Here is a 13,371-nt window from a genome sequence, read left to right on the forward strand (position 1 = left end):
TTAACAATGAAAAAAATACTGGTTATTTTGCTGGCGATTATTGCTTTACTGAGTTTGGTGATGCCTCGATGGTTAGGTTTTTCGCTATGGTCGCTAGGTGATGCCATTGACGTCTCTACCGGAATGGGGGCAAAACTGGCCTGTTCCGGACATTTTGTATCGGGGTTTGATGATAGGCAAAATCTGACTGATTTGGCGTCTTATTCACCAGCCAATCAGTTACTTGATATTGATTATGATGAGACTAAAAACCAGGTGACTGCCAGTTTGTTAGGCATGGCCGAAACCACCGCCACCTATCGACCCGGATTGGGTTGTACATTAGATATTGGTGATACCAGCGCACTAGATAGGGTGACCATACCACCACTTCAAACCACTTCGAAGGGATTGCCTGTTGTTGTGGACGTGAATTTGCAAGATAGAATAAATGCCATGCTGCAGCAGGATAATCGGGCTGGTTATCAGACTCGTGCCCTGTTGATGGTTAAAAATGGGCAGGTGGTTGCTCAGGCTTATGCTCCCGGCATTGACGAGAATACGCCTTTACTCGGTTGGTCGATGGGCAAAAGTCTGACCGCCATGCTTCAGGGTCGCATGCAACAACTGGATATGCTGAGCACCGATGAAACACACCTGTTCGACCAGTGGCAACAGGATGATAGGGCGCAGATAAGTTTAGAGAATTTATTACAAATGAGCTCGGGTCTGGAGTTTGATGAAACCTATGCACCGGGCACGGATTCCACTCGCATGTTGTTCAGTGCTCATAGTGCCTCAGAGGTAGCGATGCAAAGTCCGTTAATGTTGCCAATCGGAACACATTTCTCCTATTCATCAGGTACCGCTAATTTGATTGCTCGTTTACTATTTCAAAGAGCGGGTGGCACGGTACAAGCCCAACTGGATTTTTTGCATCAGCAACTATTGGCTCCATTGGGCATGAGTCATACGGTGTTTGAACCCGATCCTAGTGGTGTTTGGGTTGGCAGTTCCTATATTTATGCTTCAGCTCTAGATTGGGCCGTATTAGGCCAATTAATGCTCAATCAAGGTGAGTTTAATGGTCAGCAATTGCTGCCTAAAGCTTGGGTAGAACAGGCCAGTTCCCCTAATCATAGTGATGACCCCCGCTATGGTTATCAGTTTTGGCTTAATCGTGGTACAAGACAATTGCGCTGGCCAGAGTTACCCGCTGATGCGTATGCCATGAACGGGAATCGACAACAGGCCGTGATGATTATTCCATCTAAGCAAACCGTTTTGGTACGTTTGGGATGGACGTCCGGTTCTTATCCTATGGCGACAAATTTTGCCGCGCTGTTGCAATAGGGTTATGCAGAGGATTTTATCCGTTCTTTTTTACGGCGACAGAGACTATAAGCTATGCCGCTGAATAGTAATAAAGTAGGGATTAATCCGCTAATGAATAAAGCCAATTTAAACAGGTTTCCCCCGACTGACGCCACATGTAATGGATAGAGTTTGTTATTAAGTTCCTGTCCTGTACCCAACTGATTCGATAAGGTGCTCCGTAATACCTGACCATCCGCTGGATCCAGTATTAGTACACTGCGGCCATTGGGGTGCCACTCATCTTTATCTCTGGCTCTAAATGATACCGGGCTGTTCGCTCCTGCACGTAATCGGAATAGGCGGAATTGAGCTTGTGGCCAATGTTGCTGCGCAAGGGTTAACATGCTTTGCCAGTTTGTTTGTCCTACCGGGAAGGGAGCAACTAATTTAACCGGCGCAGGCGGAGCGGGATCGGTAAACAGCCATGACAAACTGCTTTTGGTAATAGAACTGTAGATCACTAATGTACCGCTAATCACACTTAGTAATAATAATGGAGCGAATACACTGGCAGTAGCGCTATGCCATTGCCGCGCAATCCGAAACCAGTTTCCTTGCCAGGACAAACGCCATAGTCGCCAGTGCCAATGTCTGGGCCACCAACGGATCAAGCCACTGACAATCAGCACAAAAGTGAATAACCCTACAAAACCGAGGATATCGTGACCCAGATCGGCCAATAATAAGTGCAGGTGAAAATCGTATAACCAGTCAATCCAGTCGCCATGGGGAGAACGGACTAATATAGATTGGAACTGTTGATTAAAGTAATGGTGTTCACCGGAATAAGTCGTAACGTCTAGCCATGGTGCATCGGCCGAAGGAAGTCTTACCGAACGGTATTGGGGATCCTGCTGTAACCGGTTGAGCAACGGTCCCCAGTGACTAATATTGCTAACCGGTTGACTGGCCGCCAGTGACGGATATTGCCATTGCAACAAGGTGTTCTTATACAGTAAAACCGCACCGCTAAGGCTGACCAATACAAACCAGATCCCGATTAGCCAGCCAAGCCAGCGATGCAGTTTTATTATCATCTATCTATGCGACGTCGTTTAGAATGAATGTTGCCAGTTCAGACTCAGAGTACGTCCTGTGCCTGCGAAGTAGCGGTTATTTGCGCCATTGGTCTGGGCATAATAGCCGATATACTGCTTGTCGGTCAGATTATCCAGTCCTAGTGAAAACAGGCCGTACTGATCGTGTTGATAATTGATGGCTAAATCAACGCTATTATAACCATCGAAGTCATTACCGCTGTTAAAGTTCATATCGAACAACATATTCAGTTGTAACCGGCTGCTTAACCCGTTTGACCACTGTTGCATCCAGTACAGGTTGAGTCTTTGTGGAGCAATGTTGACTCCGCCCAAATCAGTTTCGACGACACCGTCCTGATCACCGTCGTATTGGCCAGCCGCTCTGGCATAGGTGGCGCCAATTGTCGTGTTGTCGATAAAAATTTGCCCATCGGTTTCGAATCCGGCAATTTCGGTCTTCTCACGTTTAACGCTATAAATACCATCAGCATTGGCGGCCAGACGTGAGCCTAAATCAGAATCCGATTGAAAGTAGCTGGATTGCAAATGCAACCAATTGTTAGTGTATTCAAAACCAACTTCACGGTTGTCAGAAATCACCGGTTGCAGATCCAAAAAGCTGCTAACTGACAAGCCAGCGACATTGATGCCCCTCAGTACCCGGCCAACATCCGGCATGCTAAAACCTTCACTGTAACTGGCGTATAAACGCAGTTCTGGCGTGGTTTGCCAGACTATCCCGGCATTGTTGAGTAACTCGTTAAAGCTGGGGGAACCGCCCTCAACAAAGGTGCTGTTATATGAGGCTAGGGTGGTGAAATCGTCGACCTTCAATTTACCGTATTCATAGCGAACGCCGTAACTGAGGGTCAGATTATCAACACCCCGAAAGCGTAATTGTGCAAAAGGCGCGATATTATTAAATTGGGTTTCAGGTACCCATTTACGTCCGGTGATCGCCAATTCCTGAAAGGTTTCGTCCTGCAACCAGTCAATACCGGAAATAACATCCAGATGACTACCGCCCCAATTGCCCTTAAACCAGGTTAGACGGCTACCGAGTTTTTTCGATTTATTTTGCGACTGATCAAACAGATTGTCACCATAGTCCGGATCCTGAAAGGTACCAGCGGCACTGCCACCATATAATGCAGCAAAATCCTGATAAAACAGCTGCCAGCTGAGCTGTCCACCAAACACATTCTGGTGTTGATAATCCAGCGAACTGGTGGTGACTCTGTTACGCGGCGCGCCGCCTTCAGGCTCGCCCTCAATGGAGGTAGCCGGTACGCCATTATCAACATCACCGACAACCGGCTGGTAATCCCCATTACCTTCAATATTGTAATGATTTACCATCCATTGCAGGCTTTGCTCTTTATCCAACTGGGCAGTGTATTTTACAAACACATCGAGGCTATCCGAGTCCATAGTGTCGCCCTGAGTGGAATCGATACCGATAAGCTCACCGTTAGCGTCGCGATACATCCCGGTTGTCCGCATGGACACACCGGCCACCAGGCCGTTGTTATTATCGCCATGGCTAAATAAATAGCTGGCTTTCATGCTCTGGCTATCACTGCCACCGGATGTTGGGGTGGAAAAACCAGCGGCCACTTGATGGGGATTGTCCCCCGCGGATTTGGTAATAATATTGATAATACCGCCACTGGCACCCATGCCCTGAATGGCGTTTGAGCCGCGGATTACTTCGATACGCTCGATCATGGCTGGATCAATAGTATTGCCATCGCGTCCGCCGCTTCGAAGTGGATTGGATTGCGGTACCCCGTCAATCATATACAGTGGCTCGCGGCCGCGTAAAGTTTCACCGCTGGAGGTGAGCTTTTGTCTGCTTGGTGAAAAGGCCGGTAGTAAATTACCAAGGATTTGCGATATGTCTTGAGTAAATGCCAATTGTTGCTGTATTTGCTGTTGGGAGATCACGCTGACGGTGGCAGGAACAGTGCTGACAGGTACTGCAGCACGCGTCGCCGTCACGGCAATTTTTTCTAATTCCTGATTATCATTAGCTAATGTATAAAACGATAACGCTGCTAGCGGCAATAAAACAAAACGGGACATATAATTTCCTGAGGGGTAAATAAACGGACGATGACAAGAATGCCATTGAGAATAATTCGTATTTAATCATATTGAACTGATTTCAGTCAACTGATGTTGGCTGAAATTCACTAAAAGTGACTATCGCAATGAGAGCTCAGTGTGCGGGCCAAGAGAGGTTATTCACCAATATCCTCATTCCACAATTCGGGATGATGTTGAATAAAGTCAGACATCAATTGTTGGCATTGGGGATCATCCAAAACGGTAACGTCGACGCCGCGAGAACGGACATAGTCTTCAGGACCTTTAAAGGTTTTATTTTCCCCGATAACAATTTTGGGAATACCATAAAGTAGCGCGGTGCCACTGCACATATCGCAAGGCGACAAAGTTGAATACAGGGTGGCTTTTTTGTAATCGGCGGCTTTTAGACGACCTACATTTTCGAAGCAATCCATTTCAGCATGTAGAATGGGACTACCTTTTTGAACTCGCTGGTTATGACCACGGCCAACAATGTTGCCATCAATCACTAATACCGAGCCAATTGGAATACCACCTTCGGCCAGCCCTTGCTTAGCTTGTTCAATTGCGGCGGAGAGAAATTTATCCATAAATATCCTGTAGATTAGAGAGTGACAAGTCGTTTCACTTGGTAGCCGTGATATATACCTACCGGGCAGTGAACCAAAGGCATTAAAAAATAGGCAATACCGGATAAGCCGGGATTATCGGTTATCGCTAATATAATCACAGACAGTATGGCAATGAAAAAGGTGATTAGCTGATGTGTTAACGCGATAATTGTCAGTCTGATTTCTATTTTATCCAGTTCCAGTTCCCGTCTAACCAGCCAGGCGCGGAAATGCATCAGTGCCATTACACCAAACAGGCCGATTAAACTGAATCCATAAAAATACATCATATATTTTCGCTGGGTCAGTTCGGCTATCAAGCCATGTGCGTCTGGGGGTAGGATAAAAAGCGAAGTGGTATCGACGTCAATAATTAGATACCACAGGAAGGTGGTTAAGAATTTGAGTGGAAACGCCAGCAGGATTACTAATAGTAAAAACAGGCTGTTTAACATGATGGTGACAATATCTTCCAGCCCGTAGCGCCGGAAAAAACGGTAGTGTTCAAACCAGGTGTATATTACGAAAGCAAAGCAGATTAAAAACGCGGGTAAATCGCGCACGGTGAGCCAGATATCAAACAACGTATCAGACGTGGAAGAGGACACCATCAATAGGGTGATGGTAATGGCAAACACTCCGTCAGAGAACCCTTCAATTCGGGATACTTCGCCGCCTCGCCATCTAAAAAGTGAGTCGGCGCCCAGTTTTTTGTTAAACAGGTGTTCCCTAATCATCGCTGTCCCACCTAACGCCCTTTTAACCTGTAATATTAGAACTCTTGAGGTAATAAGCGAGCACTAATTAACATTACCGGTTTGACTGGTACATCGTTCCAGCCCAACTCTGCATCATAATGGGTTTCGACTTCGGCCATTTTATCGATCACATCCATGCCACTGGATACCACCGCAAAAACGGCATAACCCCAGTGTTTGCCCGGATCCAGACTGTCATTGTCTTTTAAGTTAAAGAAAAATTGGCGATTTGCCGAATGGGGTTCATTTTGACGAGCCATGGCAACAGTATATATCGCGTTCTTGGAACCATTACCGGATTCATTGAAAATATCACCGAATTTGGGCTGCTCATTGAAGTCTTTATCGTAGCCACCACCTTGAACCACGAAGTCCGGTACAATTCGGTGAAAAATCGTATTGTCGTAACTTTTTTTATCCACGTAGCGCAAAAAATTATTAGCCGTAATTGGAGATTTATAACGATCCAGTTCAATAACAATCTCGCCCATACTGGTGACTAACTTTACTCGAGGAAACAGATTGTCCGGCTGGATCTGTGAGCCATCCTCGGCTGCAGCAAAACATAAAGGGCAGAATATAACTAGAAACAACAATAAGGATTTTATTTTCACGGTAAAGCTCCGGCTAGCGTTTGATGCAGGATAAAATACTGAATTTCTGGTTGGATGCAACCACCTGATACCCACCAAACAGCTTTTTAAGTTTTTGAGGGTAGTCCAGATGGCTATTACCCACGATGCGCAATTCACCACCTCGAGTTAGCTGTTGCTTACTATCACTGAACATTTGCCAGGCAATATGATCGGTGATGGTATTTTGCTGGTGGAATGGGGGATTACACAAGACAACATCGATTTTACGTTGTCCCAATTCTTCCAGACAGTTGCTGAGCAAAAATTCGGCCTGGGCAATTTTATGATTTAAATTAGTTTCCACATTCTGGCGGGCAGACGCGATAGCCATGGCTGACTCATCAATAAAGATCACTTTGGCATCCGGATAACGGGCTAATACTGTTAATCCCAAAATTCCGTTGCCACAGCCCAAATCTACTACCGTTTTGCCGGTGCAATCGGGTAGGTTATCGAGCATAAAACGCCCCCCAATATCGATACTCTGGCGGGAAAATACATTGGCATGATTACTAATCTTAAAACCCGAATTTGGCATGGTCCAAACTGTAGGATAAGGTGATGTATGGTGCTTATCTGCCGATGGGGTGCAAAATAGTAAGCGGGCTTTTTTCTTGGCTAACGAGGTGGTGGTGTGACCTAAGTATTTTTCAAATAAGCCCAAAATCGCTTTGTTAATGCTCGTGACTTTACCGGCGGCAATAATGAGTGTGTCGACGGTGACCACGTTTTGTAAATCAATCAGTTGTTGTTCCAGTAAGGCGCTGGATTTAGGAATTTTGAGCACCACTAGCGATGCGGCCCGCGGTGCACTCATTGCATCATGAAAGTGAGATGTGGCTAAGCTGAGATTGTTATCCTGTAAATTCATTTGGCACGCCTTAAGACTGACAAATGAATCGTTGTACCAATGGGGTTGATATTGACTAAACCAGCAGGCTAATGCACCGAAGTCATCATTAAAGATCAGCATGTTGTTCATTACTGTAGATGAAATGTGGTCACTGATATATTGGATTAGATATTCATCGGCAGCATCCCACGCTTGCAGACTTTTTTGTTGTAATGCTTTGGGATAACGAAACAGGTTTAGGCTTTTATTGACTAACGTTAAACTACTATTTATTTGTGACTGAGTATGAGACTGCATAGTGGATCAATACCAACTGGATTTAGAACAGGATTATTTATTATCGGGTAATGACCTTGTGTTACCTGATGCCAGTATTCATTACCACCCACAGTTTATTCCAGTTGAACAAGCGAATAATTATTTACATCTCTTAATGACTCAACTTAACTGGCGTCAGGATCATATCAAAATGTACGGTGTTGAGCACAACATTCCACGTTTACAAGTGTGGCATGGTGATCCTGATTGCTCTTACCAATATTCAGGAGTGGCGCTAACTCCGCAACCTTGGTGTGAACCGTTGCAACAAATTAAACAATTATGCGAGCAACAAACCCGGCACCGGTTTAATTCGGTATTATGCAATTTGTATCGCAACGGGCACGATAGCGTTGGAATGCATGCGGATGATGAAGCAGAATTAGGCGCGCAACCAGTGATTGCGTCAGTAAGTTTAGGGCAAACTCGTACGTTGATATTTAAGCATAAATTGACTCGGCAAACCTATAAGCTGGAATTACAACATGGCAGTTTATTAGTGATGCAAGGACGGACTCAGCAGTATTGGTTGCACGGTATCAATAAAAGCCCAAGTGTGACCAAGCCTAGAGTCAATTTAACCTTCCGGGAGGTAAAAAAGGGTTATAATTGGCCTCAAATTCCCGCATAAAAAATATAACTTGAACAGTCAGTAGCTTATCGTTCAAAATCCGCCCCCTGCAAAAAAAGAAGTTTTTAATCGGCCATTTCGAGGCTAAATTTAAAGCCAGTAGTCGTAGAGTAGGTTTCTGTTTCATGTTCTTTCGCTGTAATGAATTTGCAACCAAAACACGCTCGTATAGAAGAGGTATTAAGGATGAATATTCAGTTTAATATTGAAAGTAAGTTGATTGAACATTTTCAACCAGCTCATCTTGAAGTGGTTAATGAAAGCAACCAACATAACGTGCCTGCTGGGTCTGAAACTCATTTTAAAGTTGTATTGGTTACGCCAAAATTTGACGGTACCCGATTAATTAGTCGACACCGGGCAGTAAACGCCGTTTTAAAAGATGAATTGGCTAATCAGATCCATGCCTTGGCATTGCATACCTACACGGACTCTGAATGGCAAGGGTTGTATGGTGGCGCTCCTTCGTCTCCGGCTTGTCGTGGTGGCATGAATAAAAAAGCATCGTAATTTATCTGACGATTGTCGGCCGACAATCGTCATTTCAATCTATTTCCCCGCTTAATAGTATTTCCCTTTCTGTTGCGAATTTGTTAAAAAATTCATCCAGTTAACTTTAGGGATCCTTTGCATAGCATGTTGATGCAAATTCAAACATTTATCGATCAGTTGCATTCTCGCCTCAGTCAGTTGATTAGTTGGTTTACCTTGGCGATGGTATTGCTGACTCTGTTAATCGTGATATTGCGTTACGGTTTTAATATGGGTTGGATCGCCATGCAGGAATCGGTGATGTATTTGCATGCTGCGGTGTTTATGTTGGGTGCCGCCTATACCCTAAAAGTCGATCAGCATGTGCGGGTGGATGTGTTTTATCGTAATTTCTCGACTAAAACCAAAGCGCTGACCAATTTAATGGGTACTCTGCTGTTATTGATGCCAGTAAACATATTTATCTTAGTGATCAGCTGGCAATATGTAATGAATTCGTGGGAATTACTTGAAGGTTCTCCTGAAGCAGGCGGTTTACCACTGGTATTTGTATTAAAAAGTTTAATCTTATTATTTTCTATCAGCCTGTGTTTACAGGGACTGGCTGAAATCATCAGAAATGCATTGCTGTTTAAATCATCTGGAGAGCCATCCTGATGGAATATTTATCTCTGGTGATGTTCGCTTTAGTCTGCTTGGTATTGTTGCTTGGCTATCCTGTGGCTTATTCGCTTGCTGGCACGGCATTACTATTTGCTGGTGTTGGTTTGCTAACCGGCACTTTCGATGAAGCATACTTACATGCATTACCAAATCGGCTGTATGGGATTTTAACTAATCAAACCCTGTTAGCGGTGCCGTTATTTGTGTTTATGGGAGTGACACTGGAAAAGTCACATATCGCGGAAAAATTATTAGCTGCTATGGCTCAGTTGTTTGGCAACTTTCGAGGGGGGATGGCGATTTCGGTGATTTTGGTTGGTATGCTGTTGGCCGCTAGCACCGGTATCGTTGGGGCAACTGTGGTGACAATGGGATTGATGTCATTACCCGCAATGCTAAAACAGGGGTACGCGCCGAGTTTTGCCGCAGGTTCAATTTGTGCGACGGGTACATTAGGTCAGATTATCCCACCATCGATCGCCTTAGTATTACTGGGTGATGTGTTGTCTAGCGCTTATCAACAAGCTCAACTGGATATGGGCATTTTTTCACCGGATTCGGTTTCGGTGGGGGATTTGTTTATTGGTGCGATAGTACCTGGGCTGATATTAGTCGGTTGTTATATCTTGTATGTGTTGTTTGTGGCGCTGTTCGACCAGCAAAAAATCCCGCTCATCGATAAAAATAAAGCCGCGGCTTATCCTTCCATCGGTAAATTAGTTACCGCATTGTTGCCTCCATTGTTGCTGATGTTAATGGTACTTGGCACGATATTAACCGGTTTTGCCACTCCAACAGAGGCTGCCGGTGTGGGAGCCAGTGGCGCGTTGGTCATTGCGCTTTTACAACAGCAGCTTGGTTTGAAAAAGTTACGCGAGATTATGTTATCGACACTCACCGTGACCTCGATGGTATTTTTAATTTTAATCGGGGCAGCATTGTTTTCGCTGGTGTTTCGTGGCTTTGGTGGTGAACAGGTCATAGAAGATATTTTTGCGAATCTTCCGGGAGGAAAGTTTGCCGCGATACTGCTGGTCATGGTGGTGATTTTTTTGCTCGGTTTTATTCTGGACTTTATCGAAATTACCTTTGTGGTCGTGCCGCTGGTCGCTCCTGTGTTATTGGCGATGGATATTGATCCAATCTGGTTGGGGATTATGATTGCGATTAATTTGCAAACCTCTTTTCTAACGCCACCTTTTGGTTTCGCATTGTTTTATTTGCGTGGTGTGGCCCCCGCATCAGTGAAGACAATAGCCATATATAGAGGGGTTATTCCCTTTATCCTTATTCAGTTATTATTACTGATAGCCTTGGCCATCTGGCCAGAACTGATTACGTGGTTACCCGAACAATTAGCCAACTAGAATAAGTAGAATGAAGATGAAATTGTTGATGTTAAAACACCTGAGTGTGATATTGCTTGCTACTTGCATCCTGCAAGGATGTGGTGAGTCACAAGTACAAACCTCATCGGCCAGTGCTGATACTGAACAACATTTTGAATGGAAATTAGTCACCTCGTGGCCGAAAAACTTTCCCGGTTTGGGGCGTGCACCAGAAACCTTTGCGAAATATGTTGAGCGGATGTCTAACGGACGACTAAAAATTAAAGTGTATGGAGCGGGAGAAATTGTACCCGGTTTTGAAGTTTTCGATGCCGTATCTCAAGGCACCGCAGAGATGGGGCATGCTGCCGCTTATTACTGGAAGGGTAAAGTGCCGGCGGCACAAATGTTTACCGCTATTCCTTTTGGGATGAACGCGACCGAAATGAACGGATGGTTCCATTATGGTGGTGGTATGGAACTATGGCGTGAAGTGTATAAGCCTTTTGGTGTGATTCCTTTTGCCGGAGGAAATACCGGTGTGCAATTGGCGGGATGGTTTAAAAAACCGATTAATAGCATTGAAGACTTGCAAGGCTTAAAAATGCGTATTCCCGGTTTAGGCGGCGAAGTGCTTAAAAAAGTAGGCGGCGTTCCCGTTGCATTAACCGGGGGGGAATTATTTACGGCACTGCAAACTGGCGCAATTGACGCAACAGAATGGGTCGGGCCCTATAATGATCTGGCGTTTGGATTATACAAAGCGGCAGATTACTACTATTACACCGGCTGGCATGAGCCGGGGGCAGCACTGGAATTTACTGTCAATGAAAAAGCCTTTAATAGTTTGCCGGATGATTTGAAAGCGATTATTGAAGTGGCAACCCAAGCCGTTAATCAGGATATGCTGGATGAATACACTGCACGCAATAATGAGGCGATGCAAACCTTGTTAACCAAGTACAATGTGGATATGCGTCCCTTTCCGCCGGATGTGGTGGAAAAACTAAAAGCGGCGTCATTAGCAGTAATGCAAGAGCATGCTGCGACCGATCCGCTTTTCGCCAAAGTGTACAAGTCCTATTCAGAGTTTCAAAAGAATGTGACCGTTTACCATAAAATTTCTGAGTTTGAGTATTATAAAAACCGTTAGTCGTTAATGGTTTTGTCGCCGAATGCAGCTGTTCAGAGTTGTTTAATTAGATTGCGCCTATACAATGGGCGCAATTTTTTATGGGGAATTGCTAGATGATTATTAAACCGAAAATTCGCGGTTTCATTTGTACCACCACACACCCTGTGGGCTGTGCGCAGAATGTCAATGAACAGATTGCACTGACTAAAGCTAAAGGCGTGATCAATAATGGTCCAAAACGGGTATTAGTGATAGGTGCATCCAGTGGTTATGGTTTGGCATCAAGGATTGCCGCCGCATTTGGTTGTGATGCGGCCACTATTGGAGTGTTTTTTGAGAAGCCGGGTAGTGAGAAGAAAACCGGAACCGCAGGTTGGTATAATTCCGCTGCATTTGATGCGGCAGCCAAACAAAAGGGTTTGTATGCCAAGAGTATCAATGGTGATGCATTCTCAAATCAGGCACGTGAAAAAGTCATTGAGTTGATTAAGGCTGACTTAGGGCAGATCGATATGGTGGTCTATTCACTGGCTTCACCGGTACGTAAATTACCCGATAGCGGTGAAGTGGTGCGTTCTGTACTGAAACCGATTGGTGAGCCTTATCGCTCTACTGCGATTGATACCAACCGTGATGCAATTATCAATGCTGAAATTGAACCGGCAAGCCCTGAAGAAGTGGCAGATACGGTAACGGTCATGGGCGGTCAGGATTGGGAATTGTGGATGCAGGCGTTGGCCGATGCCGGTGTATTGGCAGAAGGTGCCCGCAGTGTGGCGTATTCCTATATTGGTTCGGATATTACCTGGCCAATCTATTGGCACGGTGCCCTGGGCAAAGCCAAAGAAGATCTGGATCGCGCTGCTCATGCAATTAATGCCGCATTGAAAAAGACCGGTGGCGGTGCCAATGTGGCAGTATTGAAATCAGTGGTTACCCAAGCTTCATCGGCCATTCCGGTGATGCCACTGTATTTGTCGATGGTATTTAAAGTCATGCGTGAAAAAGGCCTGCATGAAGGCTGTATGGAACAGATTTATCGTTTGTTTGCCGAGCGCTTGTATAACGATTGTGAGCCGGACTCGTTGACCGATGACAGCAACCGATTGCGTGTTGATGACTGGGAATTGCGTGACGATGTTCAGCAGGCATGTCGCGATTTATGGCCTCAGATTAATGATGGTAACCTGTTTGCCGAAACTGACTATCAACTTTACAAGGACGAATTTTTGAAATTATTCGGCTTTGGATTGGATTCGGTTGATTATGATGCTGAGGTTGATCCTGTTGTTGAGTTTGATGTAGAAACGTTATAGCACCAGGTAAACAATTAAGGCCGTCGATTGACGGCTTTTTTATTTAATTTGGCTAACGCAGTTATCCTTATTTAGCAAAAGACTCAGTGATGGTTAACATTATTGTTACATGAGTGTTGAACATTTAATCAATATTCTGTTGTC

The 13,371-nt window shown here is 44.9% G+C and carries 13 protein-coding genes; 7 read left to right on the forward strand and 6 right to left on the reverse strand.

Annotated features, from left to right (window positions below; translation table 11 throughout):
• The first annotated feature begins 6 nt into the window (after positions 1–6).
• Positions 7–1,332: a serine hydrolase domain-containing protein gene (locus ACTD55_RS03540; protein ID WP_438862926.1), complete on the forward strand. Its 1,326-nt coding sequence runs from the start codon at positions 7–9 to the stop codon at positions 1,330–1,332.
• A 2-nt stretch (positions 1,333–1,334) separates the two neighbouring features.
• Here ACTD55_RS03540 and ACTD55_RS03545 read toward each other — a convergent pair whose 3' ends face one another.
• The 6 genes from ACTD55_RS03545 to ACTD55_RS03570 form a co-directional block, all read right to left on the reverse strand.
• The gene (locus ACTD55_RS03545; RefSeq protein ID WP_438862927.1) at positions 1,335–2,393 is read right to left on the reverse strand and encodes a PepSY-associated TM helix domain-containing protein; all 1,059 of its coding nucleotides are present in this window, start codon (positions 2,391–2,393) and stop codon (positions 1,335–1,337) included.
• Between the two features lie 18 nt (positions 2,394–2,411).
• Positions 2,412–4,481: a TonB-dependent receptor gene (locus ACTD55_RS03550; protein WP_438862928.1), complete on the reverse strand. Its 2,070-nt coding sequence runs from the start codon at positions 4,479–4,481 to the stop codon at positions 2,412–2,414.
• 158 nt (positions 4,482–4,639) lie between these two features.
• Positions 4,640–5,077 carry a nucleoside deaminase gene (locus ACTD55_RS03555; protein ID WP_438862929.1) on the reverse strand — a complete coding sequence of 146 codons (438 nt, stop codon included), beginning with the start codon at positions 5,075–5,077 and terminating at the stop codon, positions 4,640–4,642.
• A 14-nt stretch (positions 5,078–5,091) separates the two neighbouring features.
• The gene (locus ACTD55_RS03560; RefSeq protein WP_438862930.1) at positions 5,092–5,835 is read right to left on the reverse strand and encodes a TMEM175 family protein; all 744 of its coding nucleotides are present in this window, start codon (positions 5,833–5,835) and stop codon (positions 5,092–5,094) included.
• Positions 5,836–5,870: 35 nt separating this feature from the next.
• Positions 5,871–6,464: a peptidylprolyl isomerase gene (locus ACTD55_RS03565; protein ID WP_438862984.1), complete on the reverse strand. Its 594-nt coding sequence runs from the start codon at positions 6,462–6,464 to the stop codon at positions 5,871–5,873.
• 19 nt (positions 6,465–6,483) lie between these two features.
• The gene (locus ACTD55_RS03570; RefSeq protein WP_438862985.1) at positions 6,484–7,617 is read right to left on the reverse strand and encodes a methyltransferase; all 1,134 of its coding nucleotides are present in this window, start codon (positions 7,615–7,617) and stop codon (positions 6,484–6,486) included.
• 25 nt (positions 7,618–7,642) lie between these two features.
• On the opposite strand from ACTD55_RS03570, the gene ACTD55_RS03575 reads away from it, so the two are divergent.
• The 6 genes from ACTD55_RS03575 (at position 7,643) to fabV (ending at position 13,227) form a co-directional block, all read left to right on the forward strand.
• Positions 7,643–8,293, forward strand: a complete 651-nt coding sequence (locus tag ACTD55_RS03575) for an alpha-ketoglutarate-dependent dioxygenase AlkB family protein (protein WP_438862931.1) — start codon at positions 7,643–7,645, stop codon at positions 8,291–8,293.
• Between the two features lie 186 nt (positions 8,294–8,479).
• Positions 8,480–8,803 (forward strand): transcriptional regulator BolA, encoded by a 324-nt coding sequence (gene bolA, locus ACTD55_RS03580; RefSeq protein ID WP_438862932.1) that lies wholly within the window; start codon positions 8,480–8,482, stop codon positions 8,801–8,803.
• Between the two features lie 132 nt (positions 8,804–8,935).
• The gene (locus tag ACTD55_RS03585) at positions 8,936–9,442 is read left to right on the forward strand and encodes a TRAP transporter small permease subunit (RefSeq protein ID WP_438862933.1); all 507 of its coding nucleotides are present in this window, start codon (positions 8,936–8,938) and stop codon (positions 9,440–9,442) included.
• Positions 9,442–10,815, forward strand: coding sequence for a TRAP transporter large permease (locus ACTD55_RS03590; protein ID WP_438862934.1), 1,374 nt, complete (start codon positions 9,442–9,444; stop codon positions 10,813–10,815). The genes ACTD55_RS03585 and ACTD55_RS03590 overlap by 1 nt, the downstream gene beginning before the upstream one ends.
• 16 nt (positions 10,816–10,831) lie before the next feature.
• Positions 10,832–11,929, forward strand: a complete 1,098-nt coding sequence (locus ACTD55_RS03595; protein ID WP_438862935.1) for a TRAP transporter substrate-binding protein — start codon at positions 10,832–10,834, stop codon at positions 11,927–11,929.
• 95 nt (positions 11,930–12,024) lie between these two features.
• Positions 12,025–13,227, forward strand: a complete 1,203-nt coding sequence (gene fabV, locus ACTD55_RS03600) for an enoyl-ACP reductase FabV (RefSeq protein WP_438862936.1) — start codon at positions 12,025–12,027, stop codon at positions 13,225–13,227.
• Positions 13,228–13,371 lie beyond the last annotated feature (144 nt).

Source organism: Neptunicella sp. (genome assembly GCF_048268085.1).
Classification (GTDB): Bacteria; Pseudomonadota; Gammaproteobacteria; order Enterobacterales; family Alteromonadaceae; genus Neptunicella.